The organism is Hyphomicrobium sp. B1 (assembly GCF_049532635.1).
Lineage (GTDB): Bacteria > Pseudomonadota > Alphaproteobacteria > Rhizobiales > Hyphomicrobiaceae > Hyphomicrobium_B.
This window is the reverse complement of sequence record NZ_CP134871.1, coordinates 4,208,322-4,231,445: the sequence shown is the minus strand read 5'-3', so window position 1 is coordinate 4,231,445 and position 23,124 is coordinate 4,208,322. Positions and strand designations below refer to the sequence as shown.

The 23,124-nt window shown below is 60.7% G+C and carries 20 protein-coding genes; 8 read left to right on the top strand and 12 right to left on the bottom strand.

Annotated elements, in window-relative coordinates; genetic code table 11:
* Positions 1-42: 42 nt before the first annotated feature.
* On the bottom strand, positions 43-2,670 hold the full coding sequence (gene uvrB / locus RLW55_RS20175; protein WP_423416440.1) for an excinuclease ABC subunit UvrB: 2,628 nt from the start codon (positions 2,668-2,670) through the stop codon (positions 43-45).
* Positions 2,671-3,159: 489 nt separating this feature from the next.
* On the opposite strand from uvrB, the gene RLW55_RS20170 reads away from it, so the two are divergent.
* Together RLW55_RS20170 and RLW55_RS20165 are read left to right on the top strand one after the other, a co-directional pair.
* Positions 3,160-3,363, top strand: a complete 204-nt coding sequence (locus tag RLW55_RS20170; protein ID WP_035576045.1) for a PsiF family protein — start codon at positions 3,160-3,162, stop codon at positions 3,361-3,363.
* A 122-nt stretch (positions 3,364-3,485) separates the two neighbouring features.
* Positions 3,486-4,211 carry an SDR family NAD(P)-dependent oxidoreductase gene (locus RLW55_RS20165; protein ID WP_423415192.1) on the top strand — a complete coding sequence of 242 codons (726 nt, stop codon included), beginning with the start codon at positions 3,486-3,488 and terminating at the stop codon, positions 4,209-4,211.
* Between the two features lie 47 nt (positions 4,212-4,258).
* Here RLW55_RS20165 and RLW55_RS20160 read toward each other — a convergent pair whose 3' ends face one another.
* Together RLW55_RS20160 and RLW55_RS20155 are read right to left on the bottom strand one after the other, a co-directional pair.
* A complete protein-coding gene (locus RLW55_RS20160; RefSeq protein ID WP_423415191.1) occupies positions 4,259-4,771 on the bottom strand; it encodes a hypothetical protein in 513 nt (170 codons plus the stop codon).
* 125 nt (positions 4,772-4,896) lie between these two features.
* The gene (locus RLW55_RS20155) at positions 4,897-5,325 is read right to left on the bottom strand and encodes a hypothetical protein (RefSeq protein ID WP_423415190.1); all 429 of its coding nucleotides are present in this window, start codon (positions 5,323-5,325) and stop codon (positions 4,897-4,899) included.
* Between the two features lie 305 nt (positions 5,326-5,630).
* Between RLW55_RS20155 and RLW55_RS20150 the strand changes: the two genes are divergently transcribed.
* A complete protein-coding gene (locus RLW55_RS20150; RefSeq protein WP_423416439.1) occupies positions 5,631-6,833 on the top strand; it encodes a pyridoxal phosphate-dependent aminotransferase in 1,203 nt (400 codons plus the stop codon).
* Positions 6,834-6,904: 71 nt separating this feature from the next.
* On the opposite strand, the gene RLW55_RS20145 is transcribed toward RLW55_RS20150, so the two are convergent.
* Positions 6,905-7,153, bottom strand: a complete 249-nt coding sequence (locus tag RLW55_RS20145; RefSeq protein WP_024275499.1) for a hypothetical protein — start codon at positions 7,151-7,153, stop codon at positions 6,905-6,907.
* A 360-nt stretch (positions 7,154-7,513) separates the two neighbouring features.
* Here RLW55_RS20145 and RLW55_RS20140 point away from each other — a divergent pair, with 360 nt between their 5' ends.
* Positions 7,514-9,598, top strand: a complete 2,085-nt coding sequence (locus RLW55_RS20140) for an elongation factor G (RefSeq protein ID WP_414462025.1) — start codon at positions 7,514-7,516, stop codon at positions 9,596-9,598.
* A gap of 106 nt (positions 9,599-9,704) precedes the next feature.
* Here the strand turns inward: RLW55_RS20140 and RLW55_RS20135 are convergent, their stop codons facing one another.
* The 7 genes from RLW55_RS20135 to RLW55_RS20105 all read right to left on the bottom strand — a co-directional run bounded on the left by RLW55_RS20135 (position 9,705) and on the right by RLW55_RS20105 (position 17,882).
* A complete protein-coding gene (locus RLW55_RS20135) occupies positions 9,705-10,016 on the bottom strand; it encodes a formate dehydrogenase subunit delta (protein WP_409562504.1) in 312 nt (103 codons plus the stop codon).
* Positions 10,017-10,053: 37 nt separating this feature from the next.
* Positions 10,054-10,872 (bottom strand): formate dehydrogenase accessory sulfurtransferase FdhD, encoded by an 819-nt coding sequence (gene fdhD, locus RLW55_RS20130; protein ID WP_423415189.1) that lies wholly within the window; start codon positions 10,870-10,872, stop codon positions 10,054-10,056.
* Between the two features lie 35 nt (positions 10,873-10,907).
* Positions 10,908-13,805 carry a formate dehydrogenase subunit alpha gene (fdhF, locus tag RLW55_RS20125; RefSeq protein WP_423416438.1) on the bottom strand — a complete coding sequence of 966 codons (2,898 nt, stop codon included), beginning with the start codon at positions 13,803-13,805 and terminating at the stop codon, positions 10,908-10,910.
* 57 nt (positions 13,806-13,862) lie between these two features.
* Positions 13,863-15,428: a formate dehydrogenase beta subunit gene (locus RLW55_RS20120; RefSeq protein WP_423415188.1), complete on the bottom strand. Its 1,566-nt coding sequence runs from the start codon at positions 15,426-15,428 to the stop codon at positions 13,863-13,865.
* Positions 15,425-15,952: a formate dehydrogenase subunit gamma gene (locus RLW55_RS20115; RefSeq protein WP_013946617.1), complete on the bottom strand. Its 528-nt coding sequence runs from the start codon at positions 15,950-15,952 to the stop codon at positions 15,425-15,427. Before RLW55_RS20115 ends, RLW55_RS20120 begins: the two co-directional genes overlap by 4 nt.
* A gap of 203 nt (positions 15,953-16,155) precedes the next feature.
* Positions 16,156-17,061 carry a LysR family transcriptional regulator gene (locus RLW55_RS20110; protein ID WP_423415187.1) on the bottom strand — a complete coding sequence of 302 codons (906 nt, stop codon included), beginning with the start codon at positions 17,059-17,061 and terminating at the stop codon, positions 16,156-16,158.
* Positions 17,062-17,141: 80 nt separating this feature from the next.
* Positions 17,142-17,882 carry an SDR family NAD(P)-dependent oxidoreductase gene (locus RLW55_RS20105; RefSeq protein WP_409562508.1) on the bottom strand — a complete coding sequence of 247 codons (741 nt, stop codon included), beginning with the start codon at positions 17,880-17,882 and terminating at the stop codon, positions 17,142-17,144.
* Positions 17,883-18,411: 529 nt separating this feature from the next.
* Here RLW55_RS20105 and RLW55_RS20100 point away from each other — a divergent pair.
* The 3 genes from RLW55_RS20100 to RLW55_RS20090 all read left to right on the top strand — a co-directional run bounded on the left by RLW55_RS20100 (position 18,412) and on the right by RLW55_RS20090 (position 21,735).
* Complete coding sequence (locus RLW55_RS20100; protein ID WP_423415186.1) at positions 18,412-20,328, top strand: EAL domain-containing protein; 1,917 nt, start codon at positions 18,412-18,414, stop codon at positions 20,326-20,328.
* Between the two features lie 119 nt (positions 20,329-20,447).
* A complete protein-coding gene (locus RLW55_RS20095) occupies positions 20,448-21,305 on the top strand; it encodes a TIGR01459 family HAD-type hydrolase (protein WP_423415185.1) in 858 nt (285 codons plus the stop codon).
* A 31-nt stretch (positions 21,306-21,336) separates the two neighbouring features.
* Positions 21,337-21,735 carry a YybH family protein gene (locus tag RLW55_RS20090; protein ID WP_409562511.1) on the top strand — a complete coding sequence of 133 codons (399 nt, stop codon included), beginning with the start codon at positions 21,337-21,339 and terminating at the stop codon, positions 21,733-21,735.
* Positions 21,736-21,762: 27 nt separating this feature from the next.
* On the opposite strand, the gene RLW55_RS20085 is transcribed toward RLW55_RS20090, so the two are convergent.
* Positions 21,763-22,761, bottom strand: coding sequence for an NAD(P)H-quinone oxidoreductase (locus RLW55_RS20085; protein WP_409562512.1), 999 nt, complete (start codon positions 22,759-22,761; stop codon positions 21,763-21,765).
* A 157-nt stretch (positions 22,762-22,918) separates the two neighbouring features.
* Between RLW55_RS20085 and RLW55_RS20080 the strand changes: the two genes are divergently transcribed.
* Positions 22,919-23,110 carry a DUF1192 domain-containing protein gene (locus RLW55_RS20080; protein WP_409562513.1) on the top strand — a complete coding sequence of 64 codons (192 nt, stop codon included), beginning with the start codon at positions 22,919-22,921 and terminating at the stop codon, positions 23,108-23,110.
* The last annotated feature ends 14 nt before the right edge of the window (positions 23,111-23,124 follow it).

The following is a 23,124-nucleotide window of genomic DNA, read 5'->3' as shown; positions in this document are numbered from 1 at the left end:
GAGGTTCCCCGCAGTGCGAAGAACGCCGTTATTGTCGCGTGTTTATTGGCCAGGACGGCCAGTTTTACGTGGGCGGCCGCGGCGTTTCTTTTTCTCGCTATCGTCGTCGAATTCCCGCGTACGTGTCGGCGTCGTAATGCGCGACGGCTTCTCTCCGGACTTCACGGGCAGCGATGCGTGCGGGCCCATCTCGTCGAGCGTCGGCTTGTGCGGCCCGGAAATGCGTTCGCCGAATGCGCCAGCTTTCGCGCGGCTGTCGACGGTCGGCGCGCGAGCAGGCACAGGGCGATCTGTTCCTGGACCCATGTCGTCGAGCGAAGGTTTCTTGATGCGTGATGTGGACTGAGCATGCGTCGGCTGAACCGGCTCGTATTCGTTCTTTACGCGTGAAGAACCGGCCGCCGGCGGCACATTCGCTTTCGCGCCGTATTTTCGTTCGCCTTTGAAGCCGCCGGACTTGTCCTCGATCTCCGACTGGCGCGCGAGCGGGTCGTCGGAGATTGCGAGTTCCGTTTGCTGCAGGCGTTTGATCTCGTCGCGCAAGCGCGCGGCGGTTTCGAATTCCAGATCGGCGGCGGCTTCTTTCATGCGCCGTTCCATGTCGGCGATGACGGCCTGCAGGTTGTGTCCGAGCGTTTGCACTTTGTCGCCGTCCGCCAGACCGGCATCGACTGTCACATGATCTTGCTCGTAAACAGACTGCAGCACGTCGGCGATATTCTTCTTCACGCTTTCCGGCGTGATGCCGTTGGCTTCGTTCCATGCCATCTGCTTTTCGCGACGGCGCGTCGTCTCGGCAATCGCGCGCTCCATAGAGCCGGTGATCTGATCGGCGTAGAGAATGACTTTGCCGTCAACGTTACGCGCAGCGCGGCCGATGGTCTGCACAAGGGAAGTTTCCGAACGTAGAAAGCCTTCCTTATCCGCATCGAGAATAGCGACGAGCGCACACTCTGGAATGTCGAGACCTTCGCGTAGCAGGTTGATGCCGATGAGCACATCGAACGCGCCAAGACGGAGATCGCGGATGATCTCGATACGCTCCAGCGTTTCGATGTCGGAGTGCATGTAGCGGACGCGCACGCCGTTCTCGTGCATGTATTCGGTGAGGTCTTCGGCCATGCGTTTCGTCAGCACCGTGACGAGCGTGCGATAGCCCTTTTGCGAAACCTGGCGCACTTCATCCAACAGATCATCGACCTGCGATTTCGCGGAACGCACTTCGACGACAGGGTCGATCAGTCCCGTCGGGCGAATGACCTGTTCGGCGAAGGTGCCGCCGGTCTGTTCCAGTTCCCAGCTCGCGGGCGTCGCCGAGACGAACACCGACTGCGGGCGCATCGCGTCCCATTCTTCGAAGCGGAGCGGGCGATTGTCCATGCAGGACGGCAGGCGGAAGCCGTACTCGGCGAGCGTCGCCTTGCGCCGGAAGTCGCCGCGGAACATGCCGCCGATCTGTGGGACCGTGACGTGGCTTTCGTCGGCGAAGACGAGGGCGTTATCGGGCAGATATTCGAACAGTGTCGGCGGCGGATCTCCCGGATTGCGGCCCGTCAGATAGCGCGAATAGTTTTCGATGCCGGCGCAGGAACCCGTCGCTTCCATCATTTCCATGTCGAAGGTCGTGCGCTGTTCGAGGCGCTGGGCTTCGAGCAGCTTGCCGGCATTGTAAAGCTCATCGAGGCGCTGCTTCAGCTCAGCCTTGATCGACTTGATGGCCTGCTGCAGCGTCGGCTTCGGCGTCACGTAGTGTGAGTTGGCGTAAAGCTTCACGAGCGCAAGCTCGTCGGTCTTCGTGCCGGTCAGCGGATCGAATTCGACGATGCTCTCTATTTCGTCACCGAACATCGAGAAACGCCACGCGCGATCCTCTAAGTGGGCGGGAAAGACTTCAACGGTGTCGCCGCGCGCACGGAACGAGCCGCGGACGAAATTGAGATCGTTGCGGCGATAGTGAAGCGCGACGAGGTCGGCCAGCAATTGATCGCGCGAAAGCTGTTCGCCCTGGCGCACCGTGAACGTCATCGCAGTGTAGGTTTCGACCGAACCGATACCGTAGATGCATGAGACGGACGCGACGATGATGACGTCGTCGCGTTCGAGCAGCGCGCGGGTCGCGGAGTGGCGCATCCGGTCGATCTGTTCGTTGATCGAGGATTCCTTCTCGATGTAGGTGTCAGTGCGCGGGACGTAGGCTTCGGGCTGGTAGTAATCGTAATACGAGACGAAATACTCGACCGCGTTGTCAGGAAAGAAGCTCTTGAACTCGCCGTAGAGCTGGGCGGCGAGCGTTTTGTTCGGCGCAAGGATCAGGGCCGGGCGCTGCGTCGCTTCGATGACGTGTGCCATTGTGAACGTTTTGCCGGAGCCCGTCACGCCGAGCAGCACCTGATTGTGCTCGTGTTTGCTGACGCCCTCAACGAGTTCGGCGATGGCTTGCGGCTGGTCGCCTCTTGGCTGAAACTCGGACGCGATTTTGAAGCGTACACCGCCTTCACTCTTTTCCGGCCGGTCGGGGCGGTGCGGAACGAACGTCGGCATGCCGCCGGAAACGATCGGATGCGTCGCCATGAGCGGCTGGCGGGCGAGGATTTCGCGGGCACGATCGGTTCGCTCCTCGGGTTTGGTGAGGAGGGCCGTCAGGCTGTCGGTCAGGCTCTCGCTGCCCATGGGCGGACGCGGTCCGGACTGGCGCAGGGCGGGCAGGCTAGGAAGGCCGTTGGCCGATTTGTGGCCCGAGAAGTCGGCAGGCGCAAAATAGGCGCTCGATTCCGCAAAGCCCGGCGTGCCTGCTTCCGTCTCGATGGGCGGAGCAGTCGGTTTTCCCGATTTGCCGCGGGAGGGGCGGGGGGCCTTGCGGCCGGATGCTTTCGATGGGGGCGACACGGGGTAAATATAGGAAATGCCTAGCGGTCCATAAATGCTGTTTTCACGCCACAGTGTCACGGCCAAGCAATAGTACGAAATTGCGAGCCTCGCTGTCCGCAAAAATGTTCTCCTTACGGAACAGTATGTTCGGTCGTGCCAAGTGGCGTGATAGCGAAACGGAAACCGGGAAGGGGCGTTACATGCGCGTCTGTCCGGCGGGGGGCGATGAACCTGCCAAGCTGGGCTTTGTCGGTTCATCGGGGCGACCCTGAAAAAAACATGGAGACCACAATGATCACCACACGTTTGATCGCTGCAGCCGTTGCGGCCACATTCGTTATTGGCGCAGGCGCAGCGGTTGCTGCCGAGAAGACGCGTACGCCGGAATCGATCGAATGCTCGAAGCAGGCCGACGCGAAGGGTCTGCACGGCAAAGAGCGCAAGACGTTCCGCGCGCACTGCAAGGCCGAGATGAAGAAGGCCAAGAAGAGCTAAAAAAGCTTTTTCTTCTGATACGTCTAGGTGAGAGACCCCGTCGCTTGCGGCGGGGTTTTTGTTTGGTCGCTCGTCCGGCGTTATGTTCGGTTGCGAAAACGCTGGGCAGAGGTCTCATGGTGATGGGCAAGGACGCAAAGCTCGCACTTGTAACGGGCGCAAATCGCGGCATCGGCTTTGCGATAGCGTGCGGGCTTGCGGCGGGCGGGGTGCGTGTGCTGGCGGGTGTGCGTTCCACTGAGAAAGCCCGCGAGGCAGCCGACGCGTTCCGCAAGGCCGGCGCGGCGGTCACCCCCGCTGTGCTCGACGTGGCAGATGCGCGGCGCATTCCAGAGGCGCTTGACGGCATCGCGCGCGATCACGGTCCGATCGACATTCTCGTCAACAACGCCGCCGTTCTCATCGACGGCCCCGGCGGGTTTGCCGCCAGCCTGTTCGACATGACCGACGATGCTTTTCGGCGAACGTGGGAGACGAATGTCTTGGGGCCTTCAGCAACCATTCGCGCGCTGGTTCCAGGCATGATTGCTCGAGGGTTCGGGCGGGTTGTCAACATATCGTCGAGGGCGGGGCAACTGAACGGGATGAGCGCCGGATTTCCCGCTTATCGGGTTTCGAAAGCGGCGCTCAACGCGCTGACGCGCATTGCAGCGGCTGAAACGGCTGCGTCGGGCGCGGATGTGAAGATCAATGCGTGCTCGCCGGGATGGGTGCGGACCGGAATGGGTGGAGCGGAAGCGCCGCGCTCGCCAGCCGAAGGTGCGGAAACTGCGATCTGGCTGGCGACGCTTGCGAGCGACGGCCCGAATGGCGGATTTTTCGAAGATAAGAAGGCGTTGGCTTGGTAAGCGCTGTCTCGCGACCAACCTGAGCGGTCAGAATTACAGCACGAAAATCAGAGCGTGCGCCCGCTGCGTCCGCCAGCCACGACCGGCAATCCGCCCTGCTGAATTTCCATCACGAAACGGACGGGCCGGGCTCCTGAATCGTTCAGATCACGGGCAGTGACGAGAACGAGGTGCGTCGGGGTCGTCGTCGAGGTGTCGATCTGGGTGATCTGCGGCGTGAAATCGGAGACGGTCGAAACTTCGAGCGTGCGATGGACGCCGCCAAGATCCAGCGAAATCTGATCCCCGACCGAGACCGCCTTGGTGACGGGCGTGGTGCCGTCACGCATGGCCGAAAGCCAGAAGTCTTCGGAGCCAGAAACCGGCGTCGTCGGTGCGAGAGATGCGACCTGTCTGACTTGTTTGGTGTGAATTTCGGCGCGGTCGTTCAGAGCCGTTTGAAAGCTCGAGCGGAGGACCGACTCGCTGCTAGCGAAAAATAACGCCAACCCGGCGAAGGCCACTGTGGAACCAGCCGCCAAACCCAACCAAAGAGGGCGCGTTACTTCCTGCTTCGTCATGCTTCCGTCTCCAGCATTCCTATCAGGGCAACAACCGGTCCAAATGCAACCTTGTTGCTATCCTCAGACGTACAGGCGAGATTACGGCAATTCAATAGCGCTGCTCGCCTCATCAGCCAATAACTCTATTTCGTGAGTGGGAAACGCCGGGCAGGGACCGCATAAGCGCGCTTCAGATGCCGCAGAATAGCCAAGTTTAGCGCTGTCATCAGAGAAAATGCAACTCCAAGTAGGCCCCATGCGGCCATTACGCTTGTTTGGCGATAAACGGCGTCGGCCGAGGAGGTTGCGGTCGCGATCTGGACAATGGGCTGCGGACCAGGCTGGGCGACGGCCTTTTCAGCCGCGGATTTCTGAGCCGCCTGGGCGACGCCGGTGAAGGCTGCGGGCACGATCCCGGCCTTGGCGTGATTGCAGATCAGTGTCGAACTGACGATCGTGAAGAGGAGACCTGCCGCGACGGCGTCCACCAGGGGACGCACGAGGCGGCGATATTTCGGATGAGCGCGAGTTTTCGCGCGCGGAGGCGTTTCCGGATCAGCACTCACACTCATTGTCTCAAGACCTCCCGCTCAGCATCAACTTGGTAATGACATTCCATTAAAGCAAAGTTGACCTTTGCATCTGGGCGGACGTGGGTTCGGATTGTGGCGCCGGTGGATCAATTAGTTGGTTCTCACGAATTCGCCCGCACTTCGTGTCCCGCCTGCATCATGATCTCACGATGGCGATAAGAGCCCTGCAAAAGCGCGACTTGCGGCGCGGATACATTGCAATTAGGGTCCGCGCCGCTTATCTCGCCGCTGCGAAATAGGAAGTCTTGTCCGTTTCCTCACCTCGTTTACAGGTCGCTTCGATCATGGGCTTCATCGCCGACAGTTTGAACCGCATCCAACCGTCCGCAACCATCGCCGTTTCGACCAAAGCGCGCCAGCTCAAGGCGCAGGGTCGGGACATTGTCTCGCTGTCCGCGGGCGAGCCGGATTTCGATACGCCGCAGAACATCAAGGACGCCGCCAAGCGGGCGCTCGACGAGGGTAAAACAAAGTACACCGACGTCGACGGTATCCCCGAATTGAAGGCGGCCATCGTTGCCAAGTTCAAGCGCGACAACAGTCTCGACTACAAGCCGAGCCAAGTTTCGGTCGGCACGGGCGGCAAGCAGGTGCTCTATAATGCGCTGCTTGCGACGCTCAACCCGGGCGACGAGGTCGTCATTCCGGCGCCATGCTGGGTGTCCTACGCCGATATCGTGCTGCTCGGCGGCGGCAAGCCGGTTTTTGCCGAGACGACGCTCGAAAACGGCTACAAGCTGACGGCGGATGCGCTCGAAAAGGCGATCACGCCGAAGACGAAGTGGTTCATCTTCAACTCGCCGTCGAACCCGACCGGCACCGCCTATTCGGCTGCCGATCTGAAGATCATTACGGACGTTCTTCTTCGTCACCCGCACGTCTGGGTGCTGACCGACGATATGTACGAGCACCTGCTTTATGATGGGCTTGAGTTCGCAACGCCGGCGCAGGTCGAGCCGAAGCTTTATGAGCGGACGCTGACGATGAATGGCCTGTCAAAGGCTTACTGCATGACCGGCTGGCGTCTCGGTTATGCCGCCGGTCCGGAAATACTGATCAACGCCATGCGCAAGCTGCAGTCGCAGTCGACCTCGAACCCGTCGTCGATCGTGCAGTGGGCGGGTGTCGAAGCTCTGAACGGGCCGCAGGACTTCATTGCTGCCAACAACAAGATCTTCGTCGAGCGACGGGATCTCGTCGTCAGCATGCTCAACCAGGCGAAGGGCATCCAGTGTCCGAAGCCGCAAGGCGCGTTCTACGTCTATCCGAGCATCAAGGCGACGATCGGCAAGACCAGCAAGGGCGGCACGGTCATCAAGGACGATGAAGCTTTCGTGACGGCCCTTTTAGAAGAAGAGGGCGTCGCCGTGGTTCACGGTGCGGCGTTTGAAGGCTCGCCATCATTCCGCGTTTCTTACGCGGCTTCGACCGAGTCCTTGAAGGACGCCTGCACCCGTATCCAGCGGTTCTGCGGAAATCTCAGCTAAAAAACATAAAGCGCGCGATTTCGGTCGCGCGCTTGAAAATTCGATCGGCAACTTGGTGGCGTGCCGAAGCCTTACGCCGGAGTCGCGCCGTGCGGCATGAACCGTTCTGCGAACCAATCCCAAGCATGGGCGAGCTGGCTCGTAATCGGTTTGCCATCGACTGCCGGGACGACCGGCCGCCAGATTGCAATTTCTGTCGCTGGCTGCGCTTTAAATTCGAAAACCGTCGGCTCGGCGCCGAAGGTCTCGGGGAGTTGTTCCTCGGCGGCCATGACGTATCCGGCGGCGTTAGCCGCGGACATCAGTGTTTCGATACTCATAACCTTGCCTCGCATTTCTGGGCCAAAATCCCTCTGGCCCATCCCGCATCTCTCGCCAGTACCCCTAGAACGCGCGAAACACCGGAAGAGTTCACAATGCGACGAATATAAAGTTATTCAAGTTATTTTTCGCTTTCGAACTCCGTTCGACAAACATGCGCCGCAAAGTAGGTTTGGCAGCGCAAAATAAATCTCCCTCGAATTGTCTTTATATCGCGTTGCAATAGAAGCCTTCACAAAACTGTGCGGCGAAGATCGTTGTGCTGTCCGATCTTTGGAGCGAGCATCGCCAGAGCCGCTCCCTTCCGAGGTGCGGGGTGCGGCCGGTAAAGGTCGCGCGCCTCGCAATCGGAGGCAATCATGACAAGCTCAGATGGCCCAAAAGGCGGAAACGGCACTCAAAGTGGCAGAGGCGGGGTCCGGGGCGCGCGATGCGTGGCGCTCATCGGACCCTTTGCAAGTGGTAAGACCACACTTCTCGAAGCGATCCTGGCGCGAACCGGTACGATTTCTCGGGCCGGATCGATCTCAGCGAAATCGACGGTGGGAGACAGTACCCCGGAGGCTCGCGACCACGTAATGAGCGTTGGGCTCAATGTTGCGGAAGCTTCGTTTCTCGGAGAGCAATACACTTTCATCGACTGTCCAGGCTCGGTCGAATTCGCCTACGAGGGCGCGCTGGCGCTTCCAGCTTGCGACATGGCAGTCGTGGTGTGCGAGCCGGACCCGAAGCGCGTGTCAGCCTTACAGGTGATCCTGAAGCAGCTCGACGACGCCGGGGTGCCGCATCTGCTGTTCCTGAACAAGATCGACGCCTCGAGCGTGCCGGTCCGCGATGTCATTCCAAGTCTTCAGCCTGCAAGCGCCAAGCCCCTGGTTCTGCGCCAGATTCCGATCTGGGAAAACGGCATCGCGACGGGGTTCGTCGACCTCGCGTCCGAGCGTGCCTACGTCTATCGCGAGCATGCCGAAAGCAAAATTATCGAACTGCCGTCAGCCGTCGCCGCACGCGAGAAGGAGGCGCGGTTCCAGATGCTTGAAAAGCTCGCCGATTACGACGATGAGCTGATGGAGCAGTTGCTCGTTGATATTCCGCCGCCCAACGATCGGGTGTTTGAGGATCTGACGAAGGAATTGCGCGACGGATTGATCTGTCCGGTGCTGCTCGGCTCAGCGGAGCATGGGCACGGCATTCTCCGGCTTTTGAAAGTGTTGCGGCACGAATGCCCGACCGTTGAAGACACCGCCAAACGGCTGAAGCTCGATGGTGCGAAATCTGCGGCCTACGTGTTCAAGAGCGTGCATACGAAGGCGGGTGGTAAGCTGTCGTTCGCGCGCGTTTTTGCCGGTGAGATCGCCGACGGAGCGACCGTGACGGGTGCGCAAGGGCAGGAGGAGCGTGTCGCCGGCGTCTTCAGCATTCGCGGGGAAGAAACTTCTAAGCGTGGTACGGCGAAAGCCGGAGAAACGGTGGCACTGGGGCGGCTCGATTCCATCAGGTCCGGCGAGACGATTGCGGTTGGGAAGTCGGCGGCGGCGCAGGTGGCGGTTGCGAAAGCTCCACAGGCGGCATTGGCGATTGGTCTCGGACTCAAGGATCGCAAGGACGAAGTGAAGCTGTCATCGGCCGTTGCGAAGCTGACGGACGAAGATCCCTCACTAACGCTCGAACACAACGCCGACATGCATCAAATCCTGCTGCATGGTCAGGGCGAGATGCATCTGCGCGTGGCGCTCGAACGCTTGATGCGCAAGTACGGCATCGACGTTACGCGCGAGAAGCGACGCGTCGCCTACAAAGAGACAATCCGCACGGCGACGGAGGTGCGGGCGAGGCACAAAAAGCAATCCGGCGGACACGGGCAGTTCGGCGACGTGAAACTCGACATCCGACCGATGCCGCGATCAAGTGGAGTTGCGTTCGACGACAAGATCACGGGCGGCGTCATTCCGAAGAACTTCATTCCTTCGGTCGAAATTGGCGTACGCGATTATTTGAGCGAAGGGCCGCTCGGGTTTCCGGTGGTCGATGTCGCGGTGACGCTAACTGACGGCTCATTCCATTCGGTCGATTCTTCCGACATGGCGTTTCGTCAGGCCGGACGATTGGCGATGACGGAAGGCATGCCGAAGTGCAATCCCGTGCTGCTCGAACCGATTATGGCCGTGTCGATTGCGGTGCCGTCGGAAGCAAACGCGCGGATCAACGGCATCATCTCGCAGCGGCGCGGGCAGATCCTGGGGTTCGATGCGCGTTCGGGCTGGCCGGGATGGGATGTGATTGAGGCGCATATTCCGGAAGCGGAAATGGACAACCTGATCATCGACCTGAGGTCAGCGACGGCAGGCGTCGGCTCGTTCACGTTCGGTTTCGATCATCTGGCGGAAGTGTCCGGGCGGCTGCGCGATCAGGTGCTGGCTGCAAGCCGGGCCGCTGCAGAGTGAATTGCCACGTTTAAAACTCAAAAGGCGGCGTGTCGTTCCACGCCGCCTTTTTTAGTGCTGGGTCTTGGAGAGGGCATAATCGCTTCCCAAATCGTGGCGCGGCTTCTCAGCCCGCGTCGCCGCCGCCGCTGGCGGTGCTCGGCATAGCGCCTTTCGGCGCGACTTTGTCTTTGTTCTGCACGACGGCCTGCTTCACCGGCGATTTCGGGCCTTTGTAATAAGCAGCCATGGCTTCGAGGAAGAGAGGCGAAAGGTCCTTTCCACCAGCGTCGATGTAGGACTTCAACTCGTTGCGCATCCGCGGTTCCCAGAAATTGTGGATGTGCATCGCGATGCCGTCGATCGCTTCCTGCTTCGGATATGACTCGAAATAAGCGGCAATTTGATTGGTCATGCGGATGATGTCGGAGCTTTGCATCGTCAGGTAATTTTCTGGTTGTTGGATGGGAAAGCGTTCAACGATTAAAGATGACAGGGCCGCCAGGGCCGAGTGCGGCGAGGAAGAGATTGGCGTTCGTCGCCAGTTCGAGGGCGAGTGCGGTCGGCGCCGAGACGGTGACGAGCGCACCGATGCCTGCCGTGACGGTTTTCTGCACAAGCTCGAAGCTGCAGCGGCTGGTCATCAGCACAAAGCCTTCGCTGCGGTCGACGTTCTGCGTGTAAAGCGCGCCGATGAGCTTATCGAGGGCGTTGTGGCGGCCGACATCTTCGCGGACGAGCTTGATCTCCCCGTCCTTCGACACCCAAGCCGCGCCGTGGACGGAGCGGTTGAAGCGGTTCATCGGCTGCTGATCCGATAAGTTCTGCGCGGCGCGGCAGATGGCATCCGGCGATGGCGACCATGAGCGATGCACCGGTTTCAGCGGACGAACGGCGGACTCGATTTCTTCGACGCCGCAAAGGCCGCATCCGGTGCGGGCTTCGATCGTGCGTCGCGACAGGCGCGTCGAGTCGATCGCGTCTTCCGGCACGGCGACATCAACCGCCATGCCGCCGTCGACCGGCATCACCAGGACTCCCTGGATTTTGCTCGGATCCGGCACGATGCCTTCGCCGACGAGAAAGCCGATGGCGAAGTCGCGCAGGTTTGCCGGCGTCGACATCATCACGGTGTACGGCGACGAGTTAATCTGCAACGCAACCGGCGTTTCCTCCGGCAGTTGCCACGTGATCGTGTGCGTGCCTGACGCCGTCGTCTGCTCGCCGGAGGCGGGGCGCGAACACAGGCCCGCGCCGCTCGCTGGCTGAGATACGGCTTTGGGCATGACATTCATTGCAGTCAACTCCGGGAGGGTCGGCTGAGAGGAAATTACTCCGCCGGCTCCAGCTTCTTGTCTTTGGAGATGCGTTTGTTCTCGAACTCGCGCTCCTGCCATTCCTCCTGCCACTCGGACGGGTGGTTGGAGACGTGAACCTGTACCGCCGTCACCTTATACTCGGGGCAGTTGGTCGCCCAGTCCGAGTTTTCCGTGGTGATGACGTTGGCGCCGGTCACGGGGTGGTGGAAGGTCGTATAGACGACGCCTTGCGGCATGCGATCCGAGACCTTCGCCGTTAACGTGGTGGCGCCGACGCGGCTTGCAAGAGACACTTTCATGCCGCTCTTGATGCCACGCACCTCCGCGTCGTGCGGATGAAGTTCGAGGATGTCCTCCGGGTGCCACGCGACGTTCTCCGTGCGCCGGGTCTGAGCACCGACATTGTACTGTGACAGGATACGTCCGGTCGTCAGGATCAGCGGGAAGTTGCGGTTGGTGCGCTCGGCGGTCGGGACGAAGCCCGTCAGCATGAAGCGGCCCTTGCCACGCGTGAACTCATCCGTGTGCATGACGGGCGTGCCGACCGGATGTTCATCGTTGCACGGCCACTGGATGGAGCCCAGTTCGTCGATGCGGTCGAACGAGACGCCTTCGAAGGTCGGCGTGACGCGGGCGATCTCGTCCATGATTTCCGACGCCGAATTGTAATGCATCGGATGACCCATCGCCGTTGAGAGGCGCGAGATGACCTCCCATTCCGCCATGCCCTGTTTTTCGCGCATGACCTTACGTACGCGGTTGATGCGCCGCTCAGCGTTCGTGAACGTGCCGTCTTTTTCGAGGAACGACGTGCCGGGCAGGAAGACGTGCGCGAAGGCGGCCGTCTCGTTCAGGAACAAGTCCTGCACGATGACGATGTCCATCGATTCCAGCGCGTGCTCGACGTGGTGCGTGTTTGGATCCGACTGGGCGATGTCTTCGCCCTGTATGAACATGCCCATGAACGTGCCGTCGGAGGCCGCGTCGAACATGTTGGGAAGACGCAGACCCGGTTCCGGATCAAGCTTGGTGTTCCATTCCTTTTCGAAGATCGTGCGCACTTCGGCGTTCGAGACGTGGCGGTAGCCGGGGAACTCGTGCGGGAACGAGCCCATGTCGCATGAGCCTTGCACGTTGTTTTGGCCGCGCAACGGGTTCACGCCAACGCCTTCGCGGCCGATGTTGCCGGTCGCCATTGCGATGTTGGCCATGGCCATGACCATCGTCGAGCCTTGGCTGTGCTCGGTGACGCCGAGGCCGTAGTAAATCGCAGCGTTGCCGCCGGTCGCAAAAAGGCGCGCGGCTTCGCGAACCATTTGCGCCGGAACGCCAGTAATGTGCTCGGTCGCCTCGGGGGAATTTTCAGGGCGCTTGATGAATTCTTCCCAGCGATAGAAATCAGCGGGTTCGCAACGACGTTTGACGAACTTGGTGTCGATCAGATTTTCGGTCGCGATCACGTGACCGATCGCGTTCATGACCGCGACGTTGGTCGAGGGTTGAAGCTGAAGATGGTAGGCCGCCTCAACGTGTGGCGAGCGCACGATATCTGTGCGACGGGGATCGACGACAATCAGCTTGGCGCCTTCGCGGATGCGCTTCTTCATGCGCGAACCAAAGACAGGGTGACCGTCGGTCGGGTTGGCGCCGACGACCATGATGACGTCCGTTTTATCGACGCTCTTGAAGTCTTGTGTTCCGGCGGATTCACCGAACGTCTGCTTCAAGCCGTAGCCCGTCGGCGAGTGGCAGACACGGGCGCAGGTGTCGATGTTGTTGGTGCGGAAGGCACCACGAACCAGACGCTGCACGGCGTAGACTTCCTCGTTCGTGGTGCGCGAGGAAGTGATGCCGCCGATGGAATCCTTGCCGTACTTCTCTTGCGTATCCTTGAGACGCTTCGCGGCATAGCTGATGGCTTCATCCCACGACACGGCCTGCCACGGATCGGTGATCTTTTCGCGGATCATCGGCGTCAACACGCGATCCTTGTGCGTCGCGTAACCGAACGCGAAGCGGCCCTTGACGCATGAATGGCCTTCGTTGGCGCCGCCGTCCTTGTAGGGCATCATGCGGACGACTTCCTCGCCACGCATTTCGGCCTTGAACGAGCAGCCGACGCCGCAATAAGCGCACGTCGTGACGAGCGAATGCTCAGGCTGACCGTGATCAAGAACGGACTTCTCGATGAGCGTTGCTGTCGGGCAGGCCTGGACGCAGGCGCCACAGGAGACGCATTCCGACGACAGGAATTCTTCGTCCATACCGGCAGAAACGTGAGAAGCGAAACCGCGGCCATCAATCGTCAGGGCGAACGTGCCCTGCACTTCCTCGCAAGCGCGAACGCAACGCGAGCAGACGATGCACTTCGACGGATCGAACTGGAAGTAGGGATTCGACTTGTCTTTCGCCTTGAAGCGGTCGTTGGCTTCGCCGTCTTTCGTTTTGGCGAAAACGTGGTTCTCGCCGTCGTAGCCATAGCGGACTTCGCGCAGGCCGACTGCACCCGCCATGTCCTGCAGCTCGCAGTCGCCGTTGGCGCCGCAGGTCAGGCAGTCAAGCGGATGGTCGGAGATGTAAAGCTCCATCACGCCACGACGGAGGTTGGCGAGACGAGCATTTTGCGTCGTGACCTTGATGCCGGGCGCGACGGGCGTCGTGCAGGACGCAGGCGTTCCCTTGCGGCCCTCGATCTCGCACAAGCAGAGACGACACGAACCCCACGGGTCGAGGCTGTCTGTGGCGCAGAGCTTCGGAATTTGAATGCCGAGCTGCATCGCGGCATTCATGATCGACGTGCCTTCGGGCACCGTGATCTCGCTGCCGTCGATTTCGAGCGTCACCATTTTGGTGGCTTCGTGAACATCGGGCGTAGGCGTGCCGAAGTCGGTCTCTTTGATGAGAGTCATCGGCTTGATATGCTGGTTCATCGAGCGTCCTCTTGGAGGTCAGCTGATCCTGAAACTTTATTCTGCGGCATCTGCGAGAAATTTATTAGGCGACGGCTTGTGGAAGTCTTCCGGAAAGCCACGCACTGCGCTCATGACAGGGAACGGCGTGAGGCCGCCCATTGCGCAGAGCGAGCCGTCGGTCATCGTTACGCACAAGTCTTCAAGCAGCGCCAAGTTCTTGTCGCGGTCGACGTCGTCGATGATGCGGTCGATCACCTCGACGCCGCGCGTCGAGCCGATCCGGCACGGCGTGCACTTGCCGCAGCTTTCGATCGCGCAGAATTCCATCGCGAAACGTGCCTGCTTTGCCATGTCGACCGTGTCGTCGAAAACGACCAGGCCGCCGTGGCCGACCATGGCGTCGACTTTGGCGAATTCTTCGTAATCCATCGGCACGTCGAACTTCGATGCTGGGATGTACGCACCGAGCGGACCACCGACCTGGACAGCGCGGACGGGACGTCCCGTCGCGGTGCCGCCGCCCCAGTCTTCGATCAACTGACGCGTGGTGACGCCGAACGCTTTCTCGACGAGGCCGCCCTGCTTGATGTTGCCGCCGAGCTGGAAGGCGAGCGTGCCGCGCGAGCGGCCGACGCCGTAGTTCTTATAAAACTCGCCGCCCTTCGACAGGATGATCGGCACGGCCGCGAAGCTCATCACGTTGTTGATGATGCTCGGTTTGCCGAACAGGCCTTCAATGGCGGGGATCGGGGGCTTGTAGCGAACGATGCCGCGTTTGCCCTCGATGCTTTCGAGCATCGACGTTTCCTCGCCGCAGATGTAAGCGCCGGCACCCATCCGGACGAAGAGATCGAACGAATAGTTCGTGCCCTGGATGTTGTTGCCGAGCCAATTGGCCTGGCGTGCGATTTCGATGGCTTCGCGCAGCACGTGCACCGAATGGGGATATTCGGATCGAACGTAGATGTAGCCCTTCTGGGCACCGCCCGCGACGGCGGCGATGGTCATGCCTTCGATCAGGCAGAAGGGGTCGCCTTCCATCAGCATGCGGTCGGCGAAGGTGCCGCTGTCGCCTTCGTCGGCGTTGCAGACAACGTACTTTTCGCCCGGCGGAAGGTCGTGAACGGTCTTCCATTTGATGCCGGTCGGGAAGCCTGCGCCGCCGCGGCCGCGAAGACCCGACGCCGTCACTTCGGTGACGACATCCAGCGGCTTCATCTGCAAGGCTTTTGCAAGCCCCTCATAGCCGCCGTGGGCACGATAGTCTTCGATGGAAAGCGGATCGGTAATGCCGCAACGCGCAAACGTCAGCCGTTCCTGGCTCTTGAAATAGGGAATCTCTTCAGTCCGGCCGTGGCCGAGACGATGGGATTTGCCTTCGAGGAAGCCAGCTTCGAAAAGGCCGGCGACATCGCCCGGCATCACCGGACCGTAGGCGACGCGGCCATCCGCCAACTCGACCTCAACGAGCGGCTCAAGAAAGAGCATGCCGCGCGAGCCGTTGCGGACGATCTGAATATCGAGGTTGCGAGAATTTGCCTCTTTGGTGATCGCAGCTGCGACTTCATCGGCGCCGACGGAGAGCGCTGCAGCGTCTCTTGGAACGAAGACCCTGATCATTCTGCAGCTTCCTTGTCGAGGGCGCCGATAATTTCGTCGAAACGCTTAGAATCGACCATGCCATAAAGTTTTTCGCCGACCATGATGGCCGGCGATAGCGCGCAGTTCCCAAGGCAGAAGACCTGTTCGATGGTGACCGAACCATCGGCGGTGGTGCCGCCGAGTTTGGTCCCAAGCGATTGCTCTGCGTGCTGACAGAGCTTCTCAGTGCCCATCGATTGGCAGGCTTCGGCGCGGCAGATCTTGACGACGTGGCGGCCTACGGGATGGCGTTTGAATTCGTGATAGAAGGTCAACACGCCGTAGACCTCGGCGCGGGAGCGATTCAGTGCCTTGGCGATCACCGGCAGCGTCGCATCCGGCACGTAGCCAAGCTGATGCTGCAACTCGTGAAAAATCTCCAGGAGCTCGTCGGGTTTGTTGCCGTGACGAGCGCATACCGCCAAAGCTGCGACCTCAGCGGGGTCCATGACTGGCGTTGGCGCCGTCGAAGTGCCGTTGTTTTGACTGGCTTTCTTCGCCATGCGTGGCGTTTCCTCGGTATTGTTGGCGGTCTTTCGTGCCGCAGTGCGCACTTTGCCGCATAAACGGTTAAGTGGTTCAATCCGCACCTCGGTTCAAATTGATATAGTCGATATCTCTATAGACGCCGTCAATGATGCAGCGCAAAAACTAGGCCGAATGGCATAGTATTGAGCATTTTCTCGGGCTAAGTAGCCGGAAAATTTCAGGAAATGCGTTTTGCAGAAAGACCGGTCGCGGCCTCTCTGAAGGCCCGTACGAGCGGTGCAACGGGATCACGATCCTGTGTGATCATGCCGACGCTGTGCGCCACCTCAGGATCTACAAGAGGAATGGCTCGGATGCCGGGATCGTCGCCTAAGAGATTCAACAGATAATGGGGCATGACGCTCGCCAGCCCCATGAGGCGGACGTTGGAATAGAGATTGATCACGGAATTGGTTTCGAGCGCTGGTTCCGGGTGGCGGCCGGCGACCTCGAAAGCATGGTCGATGATGCGCCGGTTCTGCATGTTCGATGTCAGCAGGCCGAGTGGAAGCTCGGCGGCATCGCGCCAGCTCACCGCCTCACGGTCGGCCAGCGGATGGTCTTCCGGAATAAAAAGACAGTAGCGCTCGACGTAGAGCGGGGTGGCGACGAGGCCATTGATCGGCTCGTTGTCGAGGTAACTGATCCCGGCATCGATTGTATACTCGTTGAGGCCGCGCAGGATTTCCTCGGAACTCATCGACATGATCGTGAAGTTGATCTGCGGATGTAGGCGCTGCACGTCGCGCGTCAGATAGGGCAGAATCGGCAGCGCCGACGGAATGGCGCCGAGAACCAGGCGGCCAGTCAGGCCGAAATCGCTGATCGCAAGCTGCGCCAGCTCCTGATGCATCGAAGCCCAATTGTTGAGAATGAGCTGCGCCCACTTGAGGACACGTTCGCCTTCCTGAGTCAGACCCTGATAGCGTTGGCCGCGTTCGACGATGGGCACGCCGAGTTCAAGCTCAAGCTGGCGGATGCGGCCAGAGAGCGTCGGCTGCGTGACGTTGCAAGCCTGGGCAGCGCGCGTGAAATGCTTTTCGCGCGCCAGTGCAACGAGATATTGAAGCTGGCGGATATCCATTTTCGACGCTCTCGCTTGAGAGAGCGCCGGTTATCGGGGTTTCGCCGGGCAAAAGCAAATCGCGCACTGAGGGCCGGATTTCAGACGTCAATTCCGGTGGCGTCGAAGACGTGGCCTGAAAGTGTGCGGCCGCGGCGGGAAGCCAGGTGCAGCGCGAGAGAAGCGACGTCGGGTTCGCTGGCGAGATAGGCTCCGCCGCGGCCGTCGAAGAAGGCGCGGGGGCCAACACCGTTGATGCGAACGCCCTTATCGGCCCAGGCGCGGGCTTCCTGCGCGATCATCGCGGCGAGTGCCGTCCGGATGACGCCGCAGATCGCGGCCGAGCGGGCATCGCGGGGTTCTGGCATGTTGACGACGTTGAGGACGAGGCCTTCGCTCATGACGAGGCACATGCGATTGGCGATCACCCGGGTAAGCTGGGCGAGGGGTGCAAGCTTTGATTCTATAAGGGCTTCGAGATCGGCATCGTCGTCGATGGCATCGATCTCGTCGGCCGAAATCGACGTCATGTTAATGGCGGCGTCGAGACCGCCAAAAGCCTGAGCCGAGGTCTGGGCGAAGCGCGCCGCGGAATTTGCAGTCGAAATATCGAGAGTATGGAGGCGTATCTCGCTTGCGCTCTGGGACAGGAAGGCGAACAACTCAACGAGTTCCGGCGACAACTCGGCGGTATGGGCGACAAGGCGGACGTTGAGATCGGCAAATGTCCGGGCGACGTCGATGCCCGAGTTTCCGGTGAGGCCGGTGATAAGGATGCGCGCCCGCGATAACTCACTCGAAACTTCTTCTTCGACGCTGGTACCAACTCGATCCATGTACATGGCGCTCTTCCCCTCCTGACAACACGCTGAACCGGCGAACGCGAGAGGCGCCGTCGGCAGGATGATAGCACGCCGATTCGCCTAACGAGACCTAAACAGCCAGCCGATTCGGGTTTGGGGGAGACGGGTCAAGGGCGCTTTTGAGACTATGCACCGCGCCACGCGTTATAAGGCTGTGACCCTGACGCCCCGCACAGGCATCCATCTGCCCTTAGTGCGGGCGGAGGGTGGAAAAGGTGGTGATAGTTCGAGGCGCGCACGTTGCGCCGCGTTTCACGCCTCTGCGAAGGTTGAGACTGACGAATCGACTAGCTGCTTGGATAAGATGACAAAACAGGACAACTCGAAGCCGCAAGCCAGTGTCGCGCCTGCCGACACGGCTGCACCATCGCCGGCTCTTGTGCCTGGTCCCGCTTTTGGACCTGGTCCGGCTCCAGGACCTGCTCCGGCAAATGGGCCGCCTGCTCCAAGCGCCGCTGCACCATCCCAGGATTCGCCTCGCGAGGTTAAATCGCGGGATGGGCTGATCGTGGCGTCAATCGTCATCGCTTCCGTTGCCGTGGCGGTGATGTGCTTTGCCCAGCTCGGGCTGGCGCTTCCTGTTGCCGGCGCCGTGGGCGTCGTAACGCTGGCGCTGTTGATGCTTATTCATAAGCAGATGCAGAAGTCGGCGCAGATCGCTCAGCTGAAGGCGGAGCTGGCCCAAAGCCGCCTTGCCGGCCGGCCGAAAGGCGGAATGCGTCCGGGCCCCGCTACCCAGCAGGCCCAAGCGCAGCCTCAATCATCGCAGAGCGCGACCGAAGCTCGGATTCGCGAATTGAGCCGTGACATCGGCAACCTTGTTCCGCGCTCGGATGTGGCGCCAGCCGGCGCCCAGGGTCCGACGCAACCGTTCGTCGGTCCGCTCGCGCCCGAGCAGGGGCCGCGGAAGGCGCAGCGCGCGCCGTTACCATCTATCGGTGAAGCAGCGGCGAAGTCGGCAAGCGAAGCGGGCGCCGGTCCGTCTCTGCAGGGACCGACTGTAAAGCCTCCGGTTTCGGCGCCGCCTGCCGACACGCAGTTCATGGGGCCGCAACCGCCGCAAGGGGATGCGCCGCGCGAGCAGTGGTCGTTCCGGCCTCGTACCGATGCCCAGGCGTCCGTGCAGGGCGCGTCGGCCGCGAGCAACGCCATGAACGGCAACGCACAGGCACCAGTCGCGACGACCATCGAGGGCGATCTCGAACTCGTGCAGCGTAAGATCAAGGAACTCGCTGACGAGGTGAACGCGGCAGAAGCATTGCGTCCCAAGCCGCAGCTCGTTGCGACTCGTCCGAGTGGACCGTCGAGCCCGCTGGAAGACTCCATCGGAGCGCTGCGCGCTGCTGCAAAGAGCATGCGCGGTAGGCCGTCTCTCGGCGATTTCATTCCGAAGTTCGAAACGCAGGCTGCCGAGCCGAAGCCCGCTTCCCAACCGCAGTCGATGCCTGCGCAGCCAGCTGCTGCTCCGGCGAACCCCGCAACGGGTTTCGGCGAGCTCGTCATTCCGGCGACGGCAGAAAGAATCGCGGGTTCGGATGCCGATGCATCTGCCTCTGCTGCTCAACTATCAAATGCTGCTGAGCGCGATGTGGCACCTCCCAACCTTGAGCTGCCGCTTCCCGATTTCTCGCTGCCGTTGGGGCCGACCCTACCGCCGCGTGCGGCTGCGATCAGCAGTGCTGTTGACGATGGAACCATCGACGTCTTGCTTGGGCCGATCGTGACGCTGTCGGAGCATTCAGTCAGCCACTACGAAATGACGGCGAACCTCGTTTCGCCGACGGGCGAGACACTCACCTTCAGCGAGGACGATTTTGCGCTGATCGATGGTGAACGCGATGCGAAATTTGATATTGCGCGTCTCAATCGGGCCGCTGCGCTGGCGGCGCGGATGGATGCGCGTGATCGAGAAGGTTCGCTGCTCGCGGAATTTTTTGGCTCCTCGATGACGAGCAGGGCTTTTCTTGAAACCTTCGCGAACGCCTACGAAACGCGGCAGCGAATTTCGGCACAGCTCGTACTGACGTTTACGCAGCGTGCGGTCGACGCGTTCTCACCGGCGGCTTGGCAGGCCGTGCGCGATATGCACGCGTTCGGGTTCCGCTTTGCGCTCGACAAGGTTCGTCACGTGGGGACGGATTTCGCTGCGCTGCAGAGATCGGGCTTCCGCTTCGTTCGCATTGACGCTCAGACACTGCTCAATGGGCTGGCAACACCAGAGCGGCTTGTGCCGGCCGAGGAAATTCTGCAGCGGGCGACGCTGGCAGGGCTTTCGATCATTGCGGCGGGCATTCAAGACGCAGCAACGCAAAAGCGGCTGCTGGACGCCGGTATACTGTTAGGGCAGGGACCGCTGTTTGGCGCGCCGCGACAGGTCAACGTCGACGGCGGGGCGGGGCCGTCCGATCAATCGGCGGCGGCTTGAGATTGCTCAGCGAAGTTTAACGACTGTGACGACGGCGCGGGATGACAGTCCCGCGCCGCGTCGTTTATAGGGCCGTTCATCGGGGCCGCAGAGCGCGCGCTCCATGTAAAGGCCTGCCGATGACCGACATTCCCGTTCTCTCGTCCATTGCGCCGTTCGCGGAAACATCCGAGCTCTGGTTCGTCGATATCTGGGGCGTGATGCACAACGGCGTGCGGCCGTTCGCGTCGTCGGTGGCGGCGTGCGAGGTTTTTCGCAAGCGGGGTGGAACAGCACTGTTGGTGACGAACTCGCCGCGGCCGCGGGAGAGCGTGGGCAAGCAGCTCGATAGCATCGGCGTCTCGCGCGATGCTTATGACGGCATCGTCAGTTCGGGAGACGTGTCGCGCAGTCTCATCGACGCGTGGGCGGGGCGGCCTATTTTGCACATCGGGCCGTCGCGCGATCTGCCGATCTTCGCGGGGTTGAAGGCTCAGCCCGGCGCGACCATCGAGGATGCCGAAGTTTCGGTCTGCACCGGTCTTTACGACGACGAGACGGAAACGCCGGATAGTTACGCCGCGATTTTGGAGAAGCTTCGTGCGCGCGATGTGCCGATGATCTGCGCCAATCCGGATCTGAAGGTCGAACGTGGTGGCCGCATCATCTATTGCGCCGGAGCGATTGCAGCGGCGTATACGGCGCTGGGCGGGACCGTCAATTACGCCGGGAAGCCATATCGGCCGATCTACGACCTCGCGCTCAAGATCGGCGCAGAGAAACGCGGTGCGGCGGTCGACAGGGATCGGGTGCTGGCGATTGGCGACGGCGTGGCGACCGACATTGCGGGAGCGGCCGCATTCGGTATCCGTTCTGTGTTTATCGCGAGCGGAATCTCCGTACGGTCAGACGAAACGATGGACCACGCATCGCGCCGCCTATTCGCAAACGACAGCGCCGCGAAGCCGGTTGCGGTGATGAAAGATTTTGTTTGGTAGCTACGGCTCAGCAATACCGAACGGGACGGAAATGTCGGATCACGAATTGAAGCGCGTTATCGAGGCCGCCGATGAGGCAATCATGGCGGAAGATTTCGACGCGGTGAAGGACTTCTACCACGATCACGCAACGCTTGTCGTCAGGCCAGGATTGAATGTCTCGGGCAAAGCAGACATCCGCAAGGCGTTTGTCGCGATTGCCGATCACTTCAACCATTCGCTTAAAATTACTCAAGACAAGATGAAGATTATCGAGGCCGGCGATGCGGCCCTTGTCATCGCGGAGGCGATTTTGACGACGTCGGGCGCCGATGGCACAGAGACAACGCTGGTCAGACGATCGACTTATGTCTTCCGCAAGAACGCTGGCGGTAAGTGGCTTTGCGTCATCGACAATTCCTATGGGACCGAGCTTCTGGATGAGGCTTAGGCCCGGATCCACTGGTAAAATTAAGTCTCACAAAATCGTCAAAACGATTTTGCCGATGTGGGCGCCGCTGTCGATGCGTTTGTGGGCTTCAGCGGCGTCGGCCAGCGGGTACGTGCTGTCGAGCGGGATTTTGATCTTGCCGGCAACGATCAAGGGCACGACGTTTTCGGCGATCGCGTTCGCAATCTCGCCTTTCACTTCGTTCGAACGAATGCGCAGCGTCGAGCCCGTCAGCGTAAGGCGCTTCAGCATTACGCGCATGAAGTCGACTGTTGCGGTAGAGCCTTTCTGGAACGCGATGTTGACGAGACGGCCATCGTCGGCGAGCGAGCGAATGTTTTTCTCGATGTAATCGCCGCCAACCATATCGAGGATGACATTGACGCCTTTGCCTGCCGTCTCGGTCTTGATGACTTGAGCGAAATCCTGCGTGCGATAGTTGATCGCGATGTCGGCGCCGAGCTTGCGGACTTCTTCGCATTTCTCGTCGGAGCCAACGGTCGTGAAAACCGTGGCGCCGAATGCTTTGGCAAGCTGAATGGCAGTTACGCCGATGCCGCCGCTGCCGCCATGAACGAGAAATTTCTCGCCGGCCTTCAATTGTCCGCGCTGAAAGACGTTGTGCCAGACAGTGAAGAAGGTCTCAGGGATGGCAGCCGCTTCAACGAAAGAAATAGCATCCGGCTTAGGGATGCAGGCGAGTTCCGATACCGCTGCATATTCGGCGTAGCCGCCGCCGGGCACGAGGGCCAGTACGGCGTCGCCGACGGCGAAGCGTTTCGCGCCTTCGCCCAATGCGGCGATGGTGCCGGAGACTTCGAGGCCGGGGAGTTCGGAATGGCCTTTCGGCGGGGGATAATTTCCCTGCCGCTGCATTACATCCGGCCGATTGATGCCTGCTGCTGCAACCTTGATCAACACTTCGCCTGCCTTCACCTTGGGTAGCGGCAGTTCCGTCATCGTCAGGACTTCGGGGCCGCCGGCTCCGTTGATCGCTACGGCTTTCATCGTAGTGGGAAGGCTCATCACGTTTGCTCTCTTGGTATTTTGGCTGGCGAGAGGAATGCACCGCAAGCGCCGCCGGGGCAAGGCGGGATGGAGACGCGCCCTCTCTGCTGCCTCCGATCTCGACCCGCGGCGGCATCTTCAATAGAGTGGGGGCATAAGAGCCGGAGGACGCGTCATGGACCTCGACGATCTGTTGCCGCCGAAAAAACCAAAGGATACAGCAATCGGTGAAAGCCTCGAAACGCTGTCGGTCGCAGAGCTCGAAAAACGGATCGCAGATCTTGAGGCGGAGATCGTTCGGGTGCGTGCGGAAGTTGATCGCAAGAAGCGTCACGAAGAGGCGGCGCGCGCGCTTTTTAAATCGTAAAGTGCGCTCTAACG

Excerpts from the sequence above, each read along its gene's own strand:
- fdhD (WP_423415189.1), bottom strand. The coding sequence starts at position 10,872 with ATGAATGTCATGCCCAAAGCCGTATCTCAGCCAGCGAGCGGCGCGGGC.
- RLW55_RS20090 (WP_409562511.1), top strand. The coding sequence starts at position 21,337 with ATGTCGGATCACGAATTGAAGCGCGTTATCGAGGCCGCCGATGAGGCA.
- RLW55_RS20080 (WP_409562513.1), top strand. The coding sequence starts at position 22,919 with ATGGACCTCGACGATCTGTTGCCGCCGAAAAAACCAAAGGATACAGCA.
- RLW55_RS20140 (WP_414462025.1), top strand. The coding sequence starts at position 7,514 with ATGACAAGCTCAGATGGCCCAAAAGGCGGAAACGGCACTCAAAGTGGC.
- fdhF (WP_423416438.1), bottom strand. The coding sequence starts at position 13,805 with ATGACTCTCATCAAAGAGACCGACTTCGGCACGCCTACGCCCGATGTT.
- RLW55_RS20160 (WP_423415191.1), bottom strand. The coding sequence starts at position 4,771 with ATGACGAAGCAGGAAGTAACGCGCCCTCTTTGGTTGGGTTTGGCGGCT.
- RLW55_RS20105 (WP_409562508.1), bottom strand. The coding sequence starts at position 17,882 with ATGTACATGGATCGAGTTGGTACCAGCGTCGAAGAAGAAGTTTCGAGT.
- RLW55_RS20155 (WP_423415190.1), bottom strand. The coding sequence starts at position 5,325 with ATGAGTGTGAGTGCTGATCCGGAAACGCCTCCGCGCGCGAAAACTCGC.
- RLW55_RS20085 (WP_409562512.1), bottom strand. The coding sequence starts at position 22,761 with ATGAGCCTTCCCACTACGATGAAAGCCGTAGCGATCAACGGAGCCGGC.
- RLW55_RS20095 (WP_423415185.1), top strand. The coding sequence starts at position 20,448 with ATGACCGACATTCCCGTTCTCTCGTCCATTGCGCCGTTCGCGGAAACA.
- RLW55_RS20150 (WP_423416439.1), top strand. The coding sequence starts at position 5,631 with ATGGGCTTCATCGCCGACAGTTTGAACCGCATCCAACCGTCCGCAACC.
- uvrB (WP_423416440.1), bottom strand. The coding sequence starts at position 2,670 with ATGGGCAGCGAGAGCCTGACCGACAGCCTGACGGCCCTCCTCACCAAA.
- RLW55_RS20120 (WP_423415188.1), bottom strand. The coding sequence starts at position 15,428 with ATGATCAGGGTCTTCGTTCCAAGAGACGCTGCAGCGCTCTCCGTCGGC.
- RLW55_RS20170 (WP_035576045.1), top strand. The coding sequence starts at position 3,160 with ATGATCACCACACGTTTGATCGCTGCAGCCGTTGCGGCCACATTCGTT.
- RLW55_RS20145 (WP_024275499.1), bottom strand. The coding sequence starts at position 7,153 with ATGAGTATCGAAACACTGATGTCCGCGGCTAACGCCGCCGGATACGTC.
- RLW55_RS20135 (WP_409562504.1), bottom strand. The coding sequence starts at position 10,016 with ATGCAAAGCTCCGACATCATCCGCATGACCAATCAAATTGCCGCTTAT.
- RLW55_RS20165 (WP_423415192.1), top strand. The coding sequence starts at position 3,486 with ATGGGCAAGGACGCAAAGCTCGCACTTGTAACGGGCGCAAATCGCGGC.
- RLW55_RS20115 (WP_013946617.1), bottom strand. The coding sequence starts at position 15,952 with ATGGCGAAGAAAGCCAGTCAAAACAACGGCACTTCGACGGCGCCAACG.
- RLW55_RS20110 (WP_423415187.1), bottom strand. The coding sequence starts at position 17,061 with ATGGATATCCGCCAGCTTCAATATCTCGTTGCACTGGCGCGCGAAAAG.